The organism is Providencia huaxiensis, assembly GCF_002843235.3.
Classification (GTDB): Bacteria; Pseudomonadota; Gammaproteobacteria; order Enterobacterales; family Enterobacteriaceae; genus Providencia; species Providencia huaxiensis.
Genome location: NZ_CP031123.2, coordinates 947384 through 967342, shown reverse-complemented (window position 1 = coordinate 967342; position 19959 = coordinate 947384). Strand labels below are relative to the sequence as shown.

The window sequence follows — 19959 nt, the reverse complement described above, 5'->3', positions numbered from 1 at the left end:
TTTTTATGTGTTTTTTGCCCAATGTGCTAATAGCAACAATTAACCATTTGATTTAGTAGAATTAATATAAAATATCTATCAATCGTTGCAGGAACTTACCTAACAAGATAACTTAGCCATTGAGCGCTTAGTCGAAAGGATGTCATGTGAAAAAAATATTTTTATTATTTTTTATCTTTATTAACGTATTTTCCCCCCAGGCTTTCGCAGAAGAGACCGCTCCACTCATCAATGAAGAAGCGCTAATCGCACTTGCAGAACAAGGGCAAGCTGAAGCTCAATTTAATTTAGGAATGTTTTATCAGTCTCATCAACAGTTTGACCAGGCTTTACACTGGTACCTTCTCTCTGCCAATCAAGGGTTTACAAAAGCTCAAATTAACCTTGGCTTAATGTACCAGCAAGGAACCGGTGTTGCACTCGATGAAAAACAAATGCTGCATTGGATGCAAACTGCAGCCGAAAATGGTGACCCTATTGGCCAGATGAATATGGCCGAATACACCTTATACGGCCTTGATAATTTATTAGAGAAAAACCCAGAAGAAGCCGAACAGTGGCTAAAAAAAGCGGCTGAGCAACATTTTCAACCTGCGATGCTCACCCTAGCCTATTGGTATGAAGAAGGGAAGGCCATCACAAAAGACCCACAAAAGGCACAAAAAATATACCTTGCTCTCGCTGAGAAAAACCACCCTCAAGCACTCTATTTATTGGGTTATCAAGCTGCAGTAGGTATGTATGATAAAACAGACTACCCCCTCGCCTTTCAATATTTTACCCGCGCAGCCGAATTAGGGTTTTCACCCGCTCAAAATAGCTTAGGTATGTTGTACTTAACTGGACAAGGCACTAAAAAAGATATCCAATCCGCCATAAAATGGCTAACCCAAGCGGCTGAACAAGGTGAAATGTCATCTCAATTTAATGTTGCACTTATCTATGCACGCGGTGATGGTATCAAAGCTGACCAAGCGAAAGCATGTCATTGGTTTATAAAAGCTGCCCAGCAAAATAGTGCCGATGCGCAATATGCAGCAGGAGCTTGTTATCAATATGGCATGGGTGTTGAAACTGATGATAAAAAAGCCCTACGCTGGTATCAGCTTGCAGCGGCTAAAGGCCATGAAAGAGCTGAAAAGAAAGTGTTAATTTTAGAACATCAACAGCAATAAATTCTATTTCTCAAGCTTACTGTTGTACCACCAATATAAACAAGGTGAAGAAAATCTGCATTGGTAATAACCAATGCAGGGCGTCTATCGACATATACTATGAATACAAACACTCACAATTTGCTACGGTAAATCCGCTGCGGCCGGCCAACTTTACCATACTCAATTTCAGCTTCGATTTTATCCTTCGCTAAACAATACTCCAAATAACGTCTTGCTGTGGTACGACTGAGCTTGATTGTTTCAGCAATACTTTCTGCCGTAAACTGCACATCAGGCTCTGTGAATAAAGCGAGTATTTTTTCGAGTGTAATAATATCAATACCTGTTGGAAGTTCTTCCTTAGATTCCCCACGTGCATAGGTATTAAACATATCATCAATTTTACTTTGATTCGTTTTGCTGCTGTCTTGTAAAACAGATTTACGTTGAATATATCTATCCAACGTTTGACCTAAGCGCTCGTAGGCAATTGGCTTCACCAAATAATCAAAAACGCCTAAACGAATCGCTTCAGAGACTGTATCCATATCACTTGCAGCCGTAGTAAATACAATGTCTGCATTATTTCTTTCTTGTATTAATTCGTGAACCAGATCAATGCCTTTTCCATCAGGTAAATAGTTATCTAACAAGATCAGGTCTGGTTTCATGTATTCAACCATTTTTCTTGCTTCTGCAAGGTTACCAGCAAGCCAAACTTTGTCACATGCAGGATAGGCTTTTATATATTCACTGTGCATTTCGGCAAGCAGCAACTCATCTTCCACAATGAGGATTTTTATCTTAATCATTTTATATCTTCACTTTCGGAATAAATATTGAAAATACTGTACCATGCGGTTGGTTTTCTTCAATAAGAACCGCACCATTACAGCGTTTAACATAAGACGCAACAAGATAGAGCCCGATACCATGGTTATCTGCCACATCAGTTTTGGTTGTCACACCGCGCTCGAACCATTTACTTTGAATTTCTGGCGGGAAACCACACCCCTGATCCGCGACTTCAATGACAATCTCCCTTCCTTCATCAGAAAGGTATAATTCCACTTGTTTATTACCCTGATTATTTTGCAAACTTGCTTCAAATGCATTATCAAGTAGATTCCCCAATATGGCACAAAATTCAGTACTATTTAATGAATTAGGTAATTCATGTAACTGGCTACCTGCAGTAAATTTTAATTGTAACCCTAACTCTTTGGCTCGATGGTGCTTACCAAATAATAAACCAGCGACTTGCTTATCAAAAAACTGCCCACGGAGTGTATCAATTAATTGTTGCTGAGATTCTGATTCTCCTTTAATCAGTGCCAACGCTTGTTCATACTCTTTCATTTGCAATAACCCGCTAAGTGTTGACATCCAATTAAGGTGTTCGTGCCGTAAAGTCCGTAAACTCTCTATATATTGACGAACTTGGGTCAACTGAGAGTTTAACGATTCAATATCATTTTGGCTACGAAAGCTAATAACCGCCCCCACAAGATGTTCTTCATCACGAATTGCCACACGGCTTGCAATCACATTTAGGCCATTAAACTCACAAATTACATCATGCTTGGTCGTTTCAATATCAGTAATAAAAAAATCAACTGGCGAAATATGCTCCGACACAAAAGTGCCCGTTAACTGGCCCAATGGCTTGCTTAGAGATAACATTTTCCGAGCATTAGAGTTAATATTAATTATTTGCCCTTGAATATTTACTGCGATAATACCTTCAAAAACAGCATCAAATATTCCTTTTTGCACTAAGACTAATTGCGTTATTTCTTCAGGCTCCATACCCAGCATTTGTTTTTGAATTAAACGTGAAAATGCCCACGATAAGAAGAGCAATATAATCAGTATCCCTAAAAAGGTAGCACCTGTTTGTACGAACAATTCACTACGTGATGTGTCTATTTTGTTGGATAGGTAACCAATGGACACAACGCCAATCACTTTGCCTTGTTCATCAAAAATAGGCGTCTTTGCTCTAACCGCATTTCCCATCGAGCCTTCACCATTAATGAAATAGCTTTCCCCTTTCTCTAAGGCTCCTGGCTTGTTCCACTGCATTTGAAAACCAATTTTTTGGCTATTTGGATGATATAAGCGAATTGATTTTTCATCACCAATAACCACATAATCGTAGTTAGAATCTTGGTTTAGTTTGTCAGCAATAACCTTCAGCCTCGGAATATCTCTATTCTTTACTGATTGCACAACACCATCAATAGAAGCAATCAGCTTTGCTTGGCTCATCGCCAATGATTGAATGTTCGCAATCAATCGATTTTCAGCTGTATCCGTAAAATATTTACCCAACCCGAGAGTTAAAAAAACAGAAACTATCAATAACAGAAAAAATACTCGTACTGAAAATGAAACTGAATTTACTTTTTTCAATGAAGAGAGCGCATATTCTTTTTTCATGTTATATCTCGTTACTGGCTGAAAAGTAAAAATTTTGTTAACTCAATAATGATAGGATAACCGATAAATCAGATTCAAGCCAAAGGTATAATACACATATTAATAATTAAACACATTAAAACCAAGCAATAAAAAACTTATCAAGTAATTAAAAACTTTAAAACCATTAAACAAATACAATCTCATTTGAGAAACATGAAATAGGTCAAATATATTAAATACAGTACCTTTAATATAAATATCAATGAGGGTAATTAAATAAGAAAATCTATTTATTATTATAAGAAAAGCAAAAGAGAATTTATTTAATTAACTTTAACATTAGCAACATTTTAGAAACATCTCTAAATGAGATGCAGGATACTATTATGTTCGAAAACATAACGTTTAACCAAGTAAAACGTCATGAGAACAGGAAACTTGCTGAAATAACTCAGTTTTTAAAGGAAAACGATTTAGAGCTTGATTCAAGCATTGACGTTTTCATTACTATTTCTCGCAATGAAAAATTAATTGCGTGTGGAGGATTAGCCAAAAATGTTATTAAGTGCGTTGCTATTAGTGATGAAGCTCGAGGTGAAGGCCTTGCATTAAAATTAGCAACAGAACTGGTTAATCTTGCTTACGAAAATAATACAACTCATTTATTTATTTATACCAAATTTCAAAATGAAAACCTATTTCAACAATGTGGTTTTCATACCATTGCCACTGTTCCTGATATTATGGTGTTGATGGAAAACAGTTGTTGTTATCTAAAGCGTTATATCGAAAGTTTAAAAGCACAACGTAAAGAAGGAAAAAAGATTGGTGCAATCGTCATGAATGCCAATCCCTTCACCCTAGGCCACCGCTATTTAATAGAGCAAGCTGCGAAAGCCTGTGATTGGCTACACCTATTTGTTGTCAAAGAAGACACATCGCGTTTTCCTTATAAAGTAAGATTAAATTTAATCGAAGCAGGAACCAAAGGAATAGAAAACCTCACTATTCATAAAGGCTCCGAATATATTATTTCTCGGGCGACTTTTCCTTGCTACTTTATTAAAGACAAAACGGTTGCTAATAACTGTTATACCGAAATAGACATTAAGATATTTCGCCAATATATCGCCCCTGCTCTGGGGATAACCCATCGATTCGTAGGCTCGGAACCTTTTTGCCAAGTCACCAACCAATATAACCAAGACATGCGCTTTTGGTTAAAAACCGATGCTATGAATTTTCCACCTATAGAACTCGTTGAATTTCCGCGAACAATCATCAATGGAACGGCAGTTTCTGCCTCACAAGTGAGACGATTGCTCGTTAAAAAAGATCTTGCGGCAATTAAGCCGATTGTGCCTGAGGCAACCTATCAATATTTGCAAGAAATGGTTGCCAACCAAATCGCATCAGCTCAAAGCCACACCGAAAGTTCTGAATTAGCCATAGGTGAAATATGAAGATAAAGCACGCAGCAGTAGCTGGCACACTTGAATCAAGTGATGTCATGGTTCGCATAGAACCGCTAGAAGACACTCAAGAGGTCTCAATACAAATTACCAGTAGCGTTGAAAAACAGTTTGGAGATGCTATCGCAAAAATCGTACAAGACGTTATCCAACAACATGATATTCAAGGAGCACAAATCATTGTAGATGATAAAGGTGCTCTGGAATGTGTACTTAAAGCCCGTTTAGAAGCTTTACTGGCTCGCGCCTGTGATATCGACTACCTGCCTTGGGAGGATAAATAATGACTCCAGAACAAAAATCACGTACACGCAGAAGTATGCTATTTGTTCCCGGTTCCAATGCAGCGATGTTGAGCAATTCCTTTATTTATAAAGCCGACGCTTTGATGTTCGACCTTGAGGACTCAGTCACTTTACGCGAAAAAGATACCGCTCGTCGCTTAGTTTACCATGCATTGCAACATCCACTTTATCAAGATATTGAAACCATTGTACGGGTCAATGCATTAGATTCCGCTTTTGGTGTTGCTGACCTTGAAGCGGTTGTTCGCGGTGGTGCGAAAGTCGTCCGTCTTCCTAAAACAGATACTGCGCAAGATGTGATTGATATTGAAAGTGAAATCTTACGTATAGAAAAAAGTTGTGGCCGTGAAGAAGGTAGTACCGGTTTGTTAGCGGCTATCGAATCACCAATGGGCATCACTCAAGCAGTGAATATTGCTCATTCATCACCAAGACTTATAGGCATCGCATTAGGTGCCGAGGACTATGTCCGCAATTTGCGCACCGAGCGGTCTCCAGACGGCGTAGAACTCCTCTATGCTCGGTGCGCCATTTTACAAGCCGCTCGCTCAGCAGGTATTCAAGCATTTGATACCGTTTATTCTGATGCGAATAATGAAGAAGGTTTCCTACGCGAAGCCGCTCACATTAAACAACTCGGCTTTGATGGCAAATCATTAATTAACCCAAGACAAATTGAGTTACTTCATAATTTATATGCACCAACTCAAAAAGAAGTCGACCATGCACAGCGTGTTGTTGAAGCCGCTGATGCTGCAGCCCTTGAAGGTAAAGGCGTAGTTTCATTGAACGGAAAAATGGTCGATGGCCCAGTTATTGACAGAGCTCGCCTCGTGTTATCACGAGCAGCATTATCAGGAATTAGGGAAGAGTGAGGCAATAAAAATGACAAATAATACTCAGCGCCAGGCTCGCGTATCAGCCTACTTACAACCAAATATTGACGATGTTCTACGTGAATTTAAAGATATCGGTAAAGTACAGCAGCAGGTGCAAAAACCGAGAAATCGCAAATTGTGTGATGATTTGCAAGTCGCTATTCGTCGTTCTGGCCTTAAAGACGGTATGACAATTTCTTTCCATCACGCCTTCCGTGGTGGAGATCTTACCGTCAACATGGTGATGCAAGTTATTGCAGAGATGGGTTTTCGCAACTTAACACTTGCATCCAGTTCATTAAGTGCTTGCCATTCACCACTTGTTGAACATATTCGTCATGGCGTTATTCGTAAGATTTATACCTCTGGTATCCGAGGCCCACTCGCTGAAGCCATTTCACGCGGTGAATTAGAAGAACCTGTACAAATTCATTCACATGGTGGAAGAGCTAATTTAATTCATAGCGGTGAACTCGTTATTGATGTGGCATTTATTGGCGTACCATCATGTGATGAATACGGTAATGCAAACGGATATACCGGAACGGCTTGCTGTGGTTCTTTAGGTTACGCCAAAATTGATGCAGAAACTGCAAAAAAAGTGGTGATGTTAACGGAAGAAATACTCGATTACCCCCACAACCCATCCAGTATTAAACAGGATGAAGTCGATTATATCGTCAAAGTTAAACGTGTGGGTGATGCGGATAAAATCGGGGCAGATGCGACTCGTATGACGTCAAACCCTCGTGAGCTTCTGATTGCTCGTACTGCTGCTGATGTTATCGAAAAGTCGGGCTACTTCAAAGAGGGTTTTTCACTACAAACCGGTACGGGTGGTGCTTCTCTTGCCGTTACTCGTTTCCTTGAAGATAAAATGAGACGCCATAATATTACTGCAGGATTTGCCTTAGGTGGCATCACATCAACCATTGTCGACTTGCATGAAAAAGGCTTAATTCGCAAATTATTAGACGTTCAAAGCTTCGATAAAGCAGCGGCTGAGTCGCTCGCTCGCAACCCAAATCACATTGAAATCAGTGCAAATCAATACGCTTGTTTTGATTCAAAAGGTGCATCTGTTGATATGCTTGATGTCGTTGTGTTGAGTGCGTTAGAAATCGATACACGCTTTAATGTCAATGTATTAACGGGTTCTGATGGTGTTATTCGTGGTGCATCTGGTGGCCATAGCGATACTGCCGTTGCCTCTAAACTGTCTATTATTGTTGCCCCTCTAGTGCGTGGACGCATTCCAACTTTAGTGGACGAAGTGCTCACTTGCGTAACGCCGGGATCAAGTGTGGATATTTTGGTCACTGACCATGGGATCACCGTTAACCCTGCTCGCCCTGAATTAAAACAGCAACTTGAAAACCAAGGTATCAAAACCGTTTCAATGAGCTGGTTAAGAGAGCGTGCACAATTACTCACTGGAACGCCTAACCCAATTGAATTTACAGATAAAGTAGTTGCTGTTGTGCGTTATCGTGATGGCTCAGTCATTGATGTTGTACATCAAGTGAAGGAGTAAACTATGTTTTGCCCACTGCCTGATACTCAAGAGCAATTTGAAATTTCTTTACCTGAACTGTTGGATAGCCGAGATGCCCGTCTGGCTCGTCAACAAGCATGGATTGGTCTCCATCAGGTAACCTTGATTTCATTTACTGTCGTTTTTCCAGGAGCTGTCAAAGACAACTCTCTTGTTAGACATGTGTTTAATCAGGGCCTAAATGCGCTTAAACAAATTGCTTCATGCGGGCAGTGGGTGTTTTTATCACAACAATCGTGGGCGCTAAAAACTGGGCCGGAATGTTTGGTCGCTGTTGATGGCGATGCTATCGAGATTAAAAAGGCGTTAATTCACCTAGAAGAGTCGTCCCCCGTTGGTCGATTATGGGATTTTGATGTATTTGATGCGAATGGGCAGCAATATTCGCGCTCCCAGTTAAATTTACCACCAAGGCAATGCTTAGTTTGTGAAAATGAAGCGAAAATTTGTGCTCGTCAACGGACACATTCATTGGTAGAGATACTTAATCGTATTGAGGAGCTAGCGAATGCAACCTATTAAACAGCTCAGCCATATAAATGAGAAATTAACTCGCTATTACAGCCAATTAGCATGGCAAGCGATGTTAGCCGAAGTGAATTTGACACCTAAACCTGGATTAGTTGATAAACACAATACCGGCGCTCATAAAGATATGGCACTCACTGACTTTCATTTAAGTGCCAATGCCATCGCGGTACATTTTCCTCGATTTTTACAGGCAGGTGCTCAATATAAAAATTGTCTTACCGATCAGCTATTACCCCTCATTCGTCCTATCGGCATAGATTGCGAGAAGTCGATGTTCCGCGCGACTAAAGGGGTTAACACCCATAAAGGCAGTATTTTTTCCTTGGGTTTAGTTTTAACCGCAATAGGCCGTTTGATTGCACAACAACAATTTGTTTCACCTGAAAGTGTGAGCTTATTGGTTGCCAGTATGTGTAAGGGAATTACCAATGAACTTAAACAAAAAACCGAAAACCCTACCGCAGGCCGCCGCTTATATCAGGAACATGGGTTAACAGGCGCAAGAGGTGAAGCGGAAGGCGGTTATTCGTTAGTAATCAAACATTCACTTCCTTATTATTTGCAACAACTTGCTAAAGGTAAACTAGCCTATATCGCCCTACTCGATACCTTAATTCTACTCATGAGCCTGAATGATGATACAAATATTGTTAATCGTGGTGGCGTCAACGGATTAACATGGGTAAAGCAACGCGCAGAACAGCTATTAGTCACTGGTATTAATACCCATGATGACTTAGTTAAGGTTAAACAATTCGACAGTGAATGTATTCAACTAAACATGAGTCCAGGAGGAAGTGCGGATTTATTAATTTTGACTTGGTTTTTTGCCCGATTACCCAGCCAGTCTTTAATTAACATGAAGTAATTATTTTAATATCAATTAACACAGGAATAATTTAAAAAATAAAAACAAATTAACCAAATAAAAACCAATTAATTATTTAAATAAATTATATACCTTAGAATGAATGAGTAATGAAAATAAGATTCATTATATTCATTCAAGATACAGCCATATTAAAAACATTGTCATTTTAACAAATTCCTAATATTAAAGTTCATTCAATTTAATATTAAATAAATTTAATATTGATTTAATCAAGGAAATTGGCTTATGCAAAAAGAAAAAATATGGAAGCTATTAGTCTTAATAGCCATTCCAATTATTATTGCTTTAATACCAACACCTGCGGGGCTACCACATATTGCATGGTTGCTATTTGGTCTTTACCTTGCCGCTATTGTTGGATTGGTACTTAAACCCTATTCAGAGCCTGTTATTTTATTAGCCACTATTGCTGCCAGTGCGGTAATTATTGGGGTAACAGGGACTAAAGATGTCAAAGCAAGTGAAGTTTTAAGCGGATATGCATCCGGTACGACATGGCTTGTATTTGCTGCATTTACTCTGAGTGCTGCCTTTGTTATTACTGGTTTAGGTAAACGTCTTTCTTATATTTTGATTGGCAAGTTAGGCGGTACAACATTAGGGCTCGGTTATGTAACCGCAATCCTTGATTTAATTATCGCGCCTGCGACGCCATCTAATACCGCACGTGCTGGAGGGATTGTTTTTCCAATCATCAATAGTGTGGCCGTTGCTTTAGGGTCTGATCCAGAGAAAAGCCCACGAAAAGCGGGTCACTACCTCCTCGTCAACGTCTATATGGTGACCAAAACCACCAGCTATATGTTCTTAACCGCAATGGCACCGAATGCACTCGCCCTTGCCATGATGAGTGACATTATGGGCATCCATTTAAGTTGGGGCGGATGGGCGCTTGCAGCCTCTGTACCTGGTTTAATTATGCTGATTTTGACGCCATTAATGATCTACAAACTGTATCCACCTGAGTTGAAAAAGGTGAACAATAAAGAGATCGCAGCCAAAGGCCTTGAAGATTTAGGCCCAATGACTATGCGTGAAAAATTGCTAGGTATTGTCTTCATTATCGCGCTGTGCGGCTGGATTTTCTCTGATCTTATCGGGGTCAGCGCTTCTAGCGTCGCGATTGCGGTTATGGCATTAACTCTGATCCTCGGTGTTGTAACTTGGGATGACGTGCTGAAGAATAAAGGCGGCTGGAATACCCTGATTTGGTACGGTGGTATTATCAGTATGTCAGGCGTACTCACAAAAGCAGGTTTCTTCAAGTGGCTCGCAGATACCATGAGCCAATACCTTTCTTTCGGTGACCAAGCAATGCTAGCGTTCTTTGTCATCATGTTCATCAGTGTTGCCATTCGCTACTTATTCGCCTCTGGTGGTGCCTACGTTGCAGCCATGGTTCCGGTATTTGCCACTGTGGGCATGGTTGCTGGGGCTCCTCCGATGTTGCTCGCACTGGGATTATTGTTCTCAAATGCCTACGGCGGAAGCGTTACTCACTATGGCGGCGCGGCAGCACCTATCGTATTCGGTGCAGGTTATAACGATATCCGTTCCTGGTGGATCATTGGTGGGTTAGTTGCCTTCATTAGTTTATTCGTTCACATGACTATCGGTTTAGGTTGGTGGGAAATTTTAATCAGTACTGGATTAATTTAATTCTTAGTCAATAAATCGACACGACGGGCACCATCATGATTGTGCCCTATTTAACAACAAAGTGATTAATTTCTCGCTGTTCCAGAGTTATTTGCAGTCTTGGCGCTATAACGTGAACTTTATTGGAGCAAGCTTAATTTTTTCTTAGGTTTACCTAATAATATTAGTCCAGCTTACCCTAAATAGTTCGCGTTGTAGCAAGGCGGCAAAACAAAGACATCCCAAGGAGCATACATCAGTATGTAACTTGGGTGGCTGAGTGTAGCCAACACAGCTACAGCGTAATACTTAACGGGTTGGTTCACCCTCATTGTATTCACGGGTTTACCCTAAATAGTTCACGTTGTAGCAAGGCGGCAAAACAAAGACATCCCAAGGAGCATAGACTTGGGTGGCTGAGTGTAGCCAACACAGCTACAGCGCGAAATATGACGGGTAAACAGATGAAAAAAATCCCTTGCACACTAATGCGTGGCGGAACCTCAAAAGGCGTATTTCTATTAGCCGATGACCTTCCCACTGATATTCAACAACGTGATGAACTGATCCTCGCTATTATGGGTTCTGGCCATGCTTTGCAAATTGATGGCATTGGTGGAGGCAGCCCACAGACCAGTAAAGTCGCTATTATTAGCCCTTCCTCCCACCCTGATGCCGATATTGATTACCTATTTGCTCAGGTTTCTATTACTGAGCATCTTGTTGATACAGCACCGAATTGCGGCAATATTCTTTGTGCAGTGGGTTCTTTTGCTCTTGAAAAAGGATTGGTGCCCATCACGGGTGAAACAACCACGGTTAGGATCCGCAATGTAAATACGAATACTTTCATCAACTCTAGGGTACAAACCCCTGATGACCATGTAACTTATGATGGTAATACCGAAATTGCTAGCGTACCCGGCCATGCAGCGCCTGTTGCACTGACATTTTTAAATGCTTGTGGAACAAAAACAGGGAAATTGCTCCCTACAGGCCATGCGATTGATACTATTGAAGGTATTGATGTCAGCTGCATTGATATGGCGACGCCAGTGGTATTAATTGATGCCCCTCAGCTTAACAAAACAGGTTATGAAACCGCGGAACAACTTGAAGCAGATACCGAGTTTATGCAAAAGCTAGAGGCTATTCGTATAAAAGCGGGTGCAATGATGGGGCTTGGTGATGTAAGTAAAAAAGTCATTCCTAAACCCATATTGATTTCACCTGCCATTCACGGTGGAACAATTAATGTCCGCTATTTTATGCCACATAAATGCCATGGTGCGCTTGCCGTAACGGGTGCTATTGCCATTGCCACAAGCACTATGATCCCGGACAGTATTACTCAGCAATACATTCAGCCTGTTGATATGAGCAACATTTCCATTGAGCATTTAAGTGGTAAATTTGAGGTATCATTAAGCCCGCAAGGCAACTCACCGGAAGGGCTTCAAGCTTCAATTGTTCGTACGGCAAGAAAACTGTTTGAAGGCAACGTATACGTTCCTTAAAACTAATAATAGCCTGCCTCTTATCTAGAGGCAGGTGATGAATTTTATTTTTCTGCAAGTAACGGTTCAAAATTGCCATCAATGTAATAGGAAACTTGATGAGCTTCATCTGGCGTCGGCAATTCCAACTTCCCGGCCATTTTTTCCATCACTTGTTCCGGTACCGCATATTGACGCTGTTGATTTTGTTGCCGCCACTGTTTAAATGGTACTTCCAAGTAAACTAAATGGATTTTTGCTTGATAGCGTTCAAATAAACTGATCATTGTTCCCCGTAATGAGGCACTCAGTGACGTCGCATTCCAAATAAAATGGGTTTTCGTGCGTAATAACTGTTTCGCTTGTTCTTTCGCTTGCTGAGCGACCCACCCTTGTGCATTTTTATCTGCTGGGTTGATTTTATGTTCTCGGCGAATATCATCTAAACAAACTACTGCCGTTTGTGGGTAAAACCGTTTGATGAAATGGTCTTTTCCCATCCCCGGTAAACCACATAACATAATCACTTCGCTTCCATCCTCTTCAAAAGGCTGGTAATCCGTGGTGCCTTTTTGATGATGAAAATACTGGAAGCGCCCAGCCGCTGACGCGAATGATTTAGGTTTGTTCCAGCAGCCCTGCTCACGGCAGAACAACTCAAATAGCTCGATTCTGACCAATAATTCTGCTTTATCTTCACACGTACGCCCTATCGCATCAGCTTTAGCTAACATGCACAATAAAGACATTTCAACCCGTAAAGATGCGGCAAATAACGTGCGTTCAGGATCTGGCTTTTCCATTAACCAAAGCGGTAAACCATGGAATCGAACTAAAGCCGCAATTTGTTCGCGAATAGCAAAAGGAGTTTCTATTTGTCGAAATAATATATTTCTTACAGATAACTCACCTTTTTTGGCATGTCCAGGTGAATGGATCCGCCCCTCTTCATCTTCTTTTGTCGTACTGCGTTTTTCGATGTCATGCAGCAAGGCTGCAGCCCAAACGATTTGTTGTTTAAGCTCAGGAAGCTGTTGATATTCAGGCAAACCTTCTAAAGCAGCTAACACCATTTGGGTGTGAATAGCCACGTTACCTTCCGCATGGTGCAAGCGGTCTTGCGGCACATACTGCATATCACGCACAAAATCGAACTGTTTTTCAAGCTGTGTCCAATCACGACATTGGGTTAATTGCCAACTCATGGTTGTTCTCCTTGTAATTCAAAGGCCAGCTTGGCTCTCTGCCAATGCCGCTTCCAGTGGATATCCGTTTTAACATGGTTTTTACGCACATATTTGAAAACATGCGTCATAAAATCATCCACATGAAAGCCTTGGCTATCGCGGCTCACAATACCTTCCATGCTACAAGATTTACCCGTGTGAGTATCACGCGCAATAAATTGGCTATCTAATGATGCTGCAGTAATTAATGAACTTGCATATTCTTGCTTGCTCATGTGTTTACTGAGTGATAAATCTAATTGAGGGACGGTTGGGAAATCAAATAGAGCCGCATAAAATTGCACCTCTTCCCAACTGAGCCAATACTCCCCCTGCCTCACCGCAAATACATAGAAGTAATCTTCAATATGTTGATATTCAATGGAATGTATTGCGTAAAGGTTCTCACCGAATAGTTCAATATCCCCTAAATCATCTTTAATCAGCTGCCAACGTTGGCGAATTTGCTGGCTCCATGCTGATTGGGTTGGCGCTCCATGAGAGCGTGCAAAAACCCCGTGACGGTTTAAACAATTATTTTCACCATCCAGTTTTTCTGTATGAACCAGTTTGTCTATATTTTGGATGTGCGACCACCAATCGCTATTGATGCGATCATCACTCGTCGTACCCGGGGAGAACGGATAGTGATACGTTCTACCATACTTTCTTGATTGCATATTCATCATGCTTTCTCTAAAGAAATAGAAATAACCACAAATCTTTTTGCTAGATTTGCGTCTTTAATTGTTGAGAAATCAAGTGTAGGTATTACATATCTATTCCGAGTGACGGCCTCATTTTTACTTGGCTAATGGTTAAAATTAGCGAAATTGCAGGAAAACAATTGAATTTTAGTCTATTTGTCAAGAAAAAGGCTATCAATTTATTCCTAATTTAGCTCTACACACAAAAATCACCTACTCCCTATTAATCTAGAAGTCCAAATAAGCCTATTTGTTTAGTTTATCAGTGAATTGAAACCACTTATTAACCTGTATAACGTGGTTTTCAAAAATATTGGAGTAACTTAATGACTGATTTTGATAAATATAAAACAACCTTGAAAAAGTTAAAATACTACGTATACGCATTATGCGAGCTAACAGATGAAGAGCGTCGCCCTTTTTATATAGGAAAAGGAGTGAATGATCGTTGCTTACAACACATATACCAAGCTATTGATATAAACTCAGAAGAAATAGATAAAGATCTAGTTGAAGAATTAAATGAGAAAAAAGAAAAAATAGAGAAATTACACAAGCAAAATAAACTAGGCATTGATATTTTACGACATGGCATGGATGAAGATACCGCATTTGTTGTGGAAGCTACTTGTATCGATCTACTGGGTGTCGACAGCTTAACAAATAAAGTGAGAGGCAAAACAACTAAACTAGGACGATTGAGTTTAAACGAGATACATGATCTACATACTGAACAACAAGTTGACATTAAAAAAGAACATTCCGGTTTGGCCTTTCTTTTGAACAAACTCTATAAATCAGGTATGGATGAACTTTCTTTATTTGAAGTAACCCGTGGGGTTTGGGCTAATATCCCAAGAAATGACAGTAATATCAAATACGCCTATGCAACATATAACAATATCATTAAAGAAGTTTATGAAGTGCATGGATGGGTAAAAGCAGGTACACAGCAATATTTTACTCGAGACAATATTAAACGTGATAGTGATAGGTGGGAATTTATCGGACGTAAAGCTGACGATTCTGTTCGTAAACTTTATGTAGGAAAAGTAATTAATAGAGATAGGAGCTATGGAACACCTTTCGTTAAGGTTGGATATTAATCTATTACAGATATCACGAATAGTCTTCAAGATGAAAAAGCAATAATCATCTTTTGATAGTGCTTGAGAACACCTTCAATATTCCCAAGCACTTCAGATTAAGAGTATTTAATACAAGCCGAGTACCGCCCCAGCCGCTAATAAAAAGAAACTAAACAACCAAATCCAACCGAACGAATAACGTAAGTGGCGCCCCATATCAATTCCAGCTAATCCCATTGCTAACCATGCTGCTGGAGAGAACGGGCTCACGAAGGTTCCTGCATTGTTACCTATCGCCATGGCATAAACAACGGAAGATGGGTCAACACCAACTGTGCCTGCAATTTGTTGAATTATTGGTAATAGTGCAAAATAGTAAGCATCGGTACTGGTAAAAATATCCATTGGCACACCTAAAATACCAACAAAAATATGAACTTTAGAAACCCATTCTGTTGGTAAAATAGCGGTTAAGTCTGTTGCGATTGACTCAAGCATGCCACCTTCAGATAAAATACCTAAAAATGCTCCCGCCGCTAAGATAATGGCAACCATTCCCAATGCTTGCGGAGCATGGGCTGCCAAAACTTTCATTTGGTCTCTAGGGTTAGGGAAGTTAACCATCAAGGCAATGGAAAGGGCAATCATAAAAACATAAGGTGCAGATAATAAACCAAATGCTAAACACACAACGGAGGCAACAATTAACCCACCATTAATGAGTGGTTTTTTAGGCTTATGAACCGTTTCCGCTATATCTGCAGTGTCGTCACTAACAGGTAACAAAGAATCCATTTCATATGGCGTTGTTCCTTTCAAACTTGCCGCGGCAATACGTCTTTTCTCACGTAATCCCATCAAGATAGCAAATACCACTGCTCCACCCATACCAATGAGTTGTACTGGGATCAAATGTTGCCATAAGGTCGAAGCATCAATTCCAGTGACAGCCGAAGCACGGCCTAATGGCCCGCCCCAAGGTACCATATTCATAACCCCCATGCTGGCACACATCAGCAGCAACATAAGGTATGGACTCATCCCCAATTGGCGGTATAAAGGTAATAGTGCAGGAATGATAATTAAGAATGTCGCTGCGCCTGAACCATCTAAATGGACAACTCCTGCAATTAACGTTGTCATAATACAAACAACAATAATATTCCCACGCGTCATTTTAACCATTAAACGGATCAACGGATCAAAAATATGCAGGTCTTTCATTAAGCTAAAAAATAAAATCGCAAATAAAAACATAGCTGCGACTTTTGAAACTTTATTAATTCCGCTTTCAAAGAATACTGAAATTTCAGCAACAGAGTAACCAGCAAATAAAGCACCAATAAAGGGAATACAAGACATTGCGATAATTGGGCTAACTTTCCCCATCATCAATAATGTTACTATCGATATAATGATTAAAATACCAATAATTGTCAGCACATCAACTTCCTTCTTAGAATTATATTTTTCAGGTGAACACAAAATTCAGCTTGGCTCGCATTAGCTTAATAAGCATGTTTCTTATATAAACCATTTAATATAACCGCAAGGAATATTTTATAATTTTGCTTCACAAACAATGCATTAATTCTTATTTAAATTATCATTTAAAATAAAAAAATAGCTTTATTCTCTATTAGAACCATTAAAACCATAAGAGGACATTAACGCCACTCCACAATGGTGAATATTAATTTTATTTATAAGTTACAGAATTATAACAATCAAAAATTAATAACTATTATAATATTTTATTTTTTATCTTATTTTTTTATCTTTTTTCCCTCTTTTTTCATCATGTTGCTAGGGAAATATACTTTTTATGCTTTTGGCCAAATATGCAAAAATTTACTTGATTTTCTATCACCGATCCGCTGTAAAAACAAAATTTAGCCCGTAATACCACACCATCTCACAAAAAAAATTTGGAGAACTAAGTATAATATTAAAATAATTTAAGTTTGCTAATAAGGAATGTTCCAATGAGCCGCCTTTTTTCACCTGCATCAATAGGCCAAGTTTCGCTGAAAAATAGAATTATTGTTCCCCCGATGTGTCAATATTCTGCAGAAAATGGCATGCCAACAGCGTGGCATAACGCCCACTATATGAACCTTGCCTTGTCAGGGGCCTCCTTAGTGATTGTAGAAGCCAGTGCCGTTGTTCCTGAAGGACGTATTACCCACAAAGACTTAGGCTTATGGAATGACGAACAAATGGTAGCCATGCAGAAAATGCTCAGCGATATCAGACATTTTTCAGATGCGCGTTTAGGGGTACAAATCGCCCACGCAGGTAGAAAAGCATCAACCGAGTTACCTTGGTTAGGGGGTAAAAGTATCCATCCTACACAACCAAATGGTTGGCAAACCGTTGCACCATCAGCAATCGCTTTTGGTGAGAATGCAATCCCACATGCATTAACTATTGATGAAATTCTACAGGTCAAACAGCAATTTATTGACGCTGCAATTCGTGCTGAAAAAGCCGGTTTTGACGTTATTGAGATCCATGCTGCTCACGGATATTTACTGCATGAATTCTTATCACCGGCATCAAACTTACGACAAGATGAATATGGTGGGTGCTTTAAAGGGCGTACCCGCTTACTTACTAATATTTTTCATGAGATGAGAGAAATAATTAACCCTAATGTTGCAATTGGCGTGCGGATCTCCGCAACAGATTGGCTTGAATCGGGTTGGAATGTACCAGAATCAATTGAGCTAACAGAATTATTAGAGGATTTGGGTTGTGATTATGTCCACGTTTCGTCAGGTGGCTTATCAACTGAGCAACAGATACCATTAAGTCCAAATTATCAAGTCCCTTTAGCCCAAGCTATTCATGAAAACACCATGATGCCTGTTATTGCAGTAGGCCTTATTACCGAACCTTTACAAGCAGAAGCCATTGTTGCAACCCATCAAGCTGATTTTGTCGCTATTGGTAGGGGGATTTTATTTGAGCCACGATGGCCTTGGCGAGCAGCGAGTGAATTGAATGAACAAATAGACGTTGCGCCACAATACCGGCGCTGTGCCCCACATCAATTTAAGCACTTATTTAAGTAAGGTAATAAACTCGCAGCTATTGCTAATTGATAATAGCTGCGAGTAATAAATAATTAACGCGCGTTAGTCGAACACTGTTGCACAAATTCAATCATCGTTTTTTGGAATTCAGGTTCTGCAGTACCTGATTTTTCTAGCTCCGCATCCATACGTTTAAACTCGGCCAAACCATATTTCTCAATTGTTTTGTCGTAGGCGCAACCACAAATTGCAGTCACTGCTTTTGCCGTTTCACCTTGAGGATTACCAGATGCAACCACACAAGTATTTACAAAATTTTCTTTGTATTCAGCAACTTCTGATTTTTCATCAGAACATGCAGACAGCACAGCCATCGCTCCCGCCATACCTAATATTAATGCTAATTTTTTCATTTTATGCCCATTTCCTATTTAGCTTTAACTAAGATGATAATAATAAACCCCTATTATTTCTAGTTCACGCTATTTTGGATATCTCGTTTATGTTTTCAATACCATTAATCTTAATTCACCAAATAAGACGTTCTTATTAAGATTAATATCCCTATCACTGACTATTCATATTAATCATAGCTGTTTTCTTATAAAAAATCTGTATTGCCCCATCTTTTATTATCTGTATTTTACTTAGGTAATGAATTAGAACAACGCCATCGATAATAGAATAATGATGATAAAATTAGCACACAGCCAACAATTTGGATAAAAGGCATTCTTTCACTATACCAAATAGCCGCTACAAATACGGTCATAACAGGTTCAAGGATCATAATAATTGCGGCATTTCCTGCGGTGGTATTTTTTTGGCCGATAAGCTGTAATACAAACCGTAAACTCGTTGCTATCACTACACTAGCAATAAACCACATCATAGTGGGTATCGTGATGCTACTTGGCCACTCTTCTAAAAAAAGTGACAAAACTAGTCCTGTAATTCCAGTACAGGCAAGTTGAATGGTCGTTAACGGTAAAAGAGGAATTGTTCGAGTATATAAACTGGTATAACAAAAATAGATAGCCTGAACAATTGCGGCGCCAAGAAACCAAAGTTGGCTTGCTTTAAACTCAAGCTGAGCCTTGAATAGTGTTAAACATGCCAGCCCTAATACAGCGACAGGAAGTGCCTCCCAGAAATAACGTACAGGTTTATTTTTTAAAATCACCCATGCGACTAAGGGAACAAACAACATCGCCAGGCTCATGATAAAAGCCCCTTCGCCAATTGAGTCTGTTATCGCAACTGCGTGGATCCAAAGCACCATATTTAATGACATCCAACCGCCTGTCATTAATATTTTGGGTAATTGCTTCACCGCTATTCTATTTTTTTTCCCCCGACAAAAAGGAGCTAAAATGATGGCTGCGAATAAAAAACGGCTACCTAGGAAGGCAAATATTGGCATTCCCTGCACTGCTTCTCGGGAAAATACCCATCCCCAAGCTGCAATTATCGTGGTAAGCACCAAGAAAAATTCTGCCTTTCTTTGCGAATACATGTGTTCCTCTGGATAAATTAAAAAGACTCTCTGCTA

At 39.8% G+C, this 19959-nt stretch carries 19 protein-coding genes; 11 read left to right on the top strand and 8 right to left on the bottom strand.

Annotation, left to right across the window (positions count from 1 at the left end):
• The first annotated feature begins 146 nt into the window (after positions 1-146).
• Complete coding sequence (locus CYG50_RS05820; protein ID WP_102139283.1) at positions 147-1175, top strand: tetratricopeptide repeat protein; 1029 nt, start codon at positions 147-149, stop codon at positions 1173-1175.
• Between the two features lie 113 nt (positions 1176-1288).
• Here the strand turns inward: CYG50_RS05820 and dpiA are convergent, their stop codons facing one another.
• Together dpiA and dpiB are read right to left on the bottom strand one after the other, a co-directional pair.
• Positions 1289-1969, bottom strand: coding sequence for a two-component response regulator DpiA (gene dpiA, locus CYG50_RS05815; RefSeq protein ID WP_102139284.1), 681 nt, complete (start codon positions 1967-1969; stop codon positions 1289-1291).
• A gap of 1 nt (position 1970) precedes the next feature.
• Positions 1971-3599, bottom strand: a complete 1629-nt coding sequence (gene dpiB / locus CYG50_RS05810; RefSeq protein ID WP_102139285.1) for a sensor histidine kinase DpiB — start codon at positions 3597-3599, stop codon at positions 1971-1973.
• A gap of 368 nt (positions 3600-3967) precedes the next feature.
• Between dpiB and citC the strand changes: the two genes are divergently transcribed.
• The 7 genes from citC to CYG50_RS05775 all read left to right on the top strand — a co-directional run bounded on the left by citC (position 3968) and on the right by CYG50_RS05775 (position 10873).
• Positions 3968-5044: a [citrate (pro-3S)-lyase] ligase gene (citC, locus tag CYG50_RS05805; protein ID WP_168222830.1), complete on the top strand. Its 1077-nt coding sequence runs from the start codon at positions 3968-3970 to the stop codon at positions 5042-5044.
• Positions 5041-5337: a citrate lyase acyl carrier protein gene (citD, locus tag CYG50_RS05800; protein WP_102139287.1), complete on the top strand. Its 297-nt coding sequence runs from the start codon at positions 5041-5043 to the stop codon at positions 5335-5337. The genes citC and citD overlap by 4 nt, the downstream gene beginning before the upstream one ends.
• A complete protein-coding gene (gene citE, locus CYG50_RS05795) occupies positions 5337-6233 on the top strand; it encodes a citrate (pro-3S)-lyase subunit beta (protein WP_102139288.1) in 897 nt (298 codons plus the stop codon). The genes citD and citE overlap by 1 nt, the downstream gene beginning before the upstream one ends.
• Before the next feature lie 10 nt (positions 6234-6243).
• The gene (gene citF, locus CYG50_RS05790; protein ID WP_102139289.1) at positions 6244-7770 is read left to right on the top strand and encodes a citrate lyase subunit alpha; all 1527 of its coding nucleotides are present in this window, start codon (positions 6244-6246) and stop codon (positions 7768-7770) included.
• Positions 7771-7773: 3 nt separating this feature from the next.
• The gene (gene citX, locus CYG50_RS05785; protein WP_102139290.1) at positions 7774-8313 is read left to right on the top strand and encodes a citrate lyase holo-[acyl-carrier protein] synthase; all 540 of its coding nucleotides are present in this window, start codon (positions 7774-7776) and stop codon (positions 8311-8313) included.
• The gene (gene citG, locus CYG50_RS05780; protein WP_102139291.1) at positions 8300-9190 is read left to right on the top strand and encodes a triphosphoribosyl-dephospho-CoA synthase CitG; all 891 of its coding nucleotides are present in this window, start codon (positions 8300-8302) and stop codon (positions 9188-9190) included. Before citX ends, citG begins: the two co-directional genes overlap by 14 nt.
• A 249-nt stretch (positions 9191-9439) precedes the next feature.
• Complete coding sequence (locus tag CYG50_RS05775; protein ID WP_102139292.1) at positions 9440-10873, top strand: anion permease; 1434 nt, start codon at positions 9440-9442, stop codon at positions 10871-10873.
• 173 nt (positions 10874-11046) lie between these two features.
• Here CYG50_RS05775 and CYG50_RS23415 read toward each other — a convergent pair whose 3' ends face one another.
• Positions 11047-11193 carry a hypothetical protein gene (locus tag CYG50_RS23415; protein ID WP_168222829.1) on the bottom strand — a complete coding sequence of 49 codons (147 nt, stop codon included), beginning with the start codon at positions 11191-11193 and terminating at the stop codon, positions 11047-11049.
• 123 nt (positions 11194-11316) lie between these two features.
• On the opposite strand from CYG50_RS23415, the gene CYG50_RS05770 reads away from it, so the two are divergent.
• Positions 11317-12369: a 4-oxalomesaconate tautomerase gene (locus CYG50_RS05770; RefSeq protein ID WP_102139293.1), complete on the top strand. Its 1053-nt coding sequence runs from the start codon at positions 11317-11319 to the stop codon at positions 12367-12369.
• Between the two features lie 44 nt (positions 12370-12413).
• Here the strand turns inward: CYG50_RS05770 and CYG50_RS05765 are convergent, their stop codons facing one another.
• The gene (locus CYG50_RS05765) at positions 12414-13553 is read right to left on the bottom strand and encodes an AAA family ATPase (RefSeq protein ID WP_102139294.1); all 1140 of its coding nucleotides are present in this window, start codon (positions 13551-13553) and stop codon (positions 12414-12416) included.
• On the bottom strand, positions 13550-14260 hold the full coding sequence (locus CYG50_RS05760) for an RNA ligase family protein (protein ID WP_102139327.1): 711 nt from the start codon (positions 14258-14260) through the stop codon (positions 13550-13552). The genes CYG50_RS05765 and CYG50_RS05760 overlap by 4 nt, the downstream gene beginning before the upstream one ends.
• A gap of 347 nt (positions 14261-14607) precedes the next feature.
• Between CYG50_RS05760 and CYG50_RS05755 the strand changes: the two genes are divergently transcribed.
• Complete coding sequence (locus tag CYG50_RS05755) at positions 14608-15387, top strand: LEM-3-like GIY-YIG domain-containing protein (protein WP_102139295.1); 780 nt, start codon at positions 14608-14610, stop codon at positions 15385-15387.
• Positions 15388-15495: 108 nt separating this feature from the next.
• Here CYG50_RS05755 and CYG50_RS05750 read toward each other — a convergent pair whose 3' ends face one another.
• Complete coding sequence (locus CYG50_RS05750) at positions 15496-16812, bottom strand: CitMHS family transporter (RefSeq protein WP_102139296.1); 1317 nt, start codon at positions 16810-16812, stop codon at positions 15496-15498.
• Between the two features lie 542 nt (positions 16813-17354).
• Between CYG50_RS05750 and CYG50_RS05745 the strand changes: the two genes are divergently transcribed.
• On the top strand, positions 17355-18446 hold the full coding sequence (locus CYG50_RS05745) for an NADH:flavin oxidoreductase/NADH oxidase (RefSeq protein WP_102139297.1): 1092 nt from the start codon (positions 17355-17357) through the stop codon (positions 18444-18446).
• 53 nt (positions 18447-18499) lie between these two features.
• On the opposite strand, the gene CYG50_RS05740 is transcribed toward CYG50_RS05745, so the two are convergent.
• The gene (locus tag CYG50_RS05740) at positions 18500-18820 is read right to left on the bottom strand and encodes a hypothetical protein (protein WP_102139298.1); all 321 of its coding nucleotides are present in this window, start codon (positions 18818-18820) and stop codon (positions 18500-18502) included.
• A gap of 230 nt (positions 18821-19050) precedes the next feature.
• The gene (locus CYG50_RS05735) at positions 19051-19923 is read right to left on the bottom strand and encodes a DMT family transporter (protein WP_102139299.1); all 873 of its coding nucleotides are present in this window, start codon (positions 19921-19923) and stop codon (positions 19051-19053) included.
• Positions 19924-19959 lie beyond the last annotated feature (36 nt).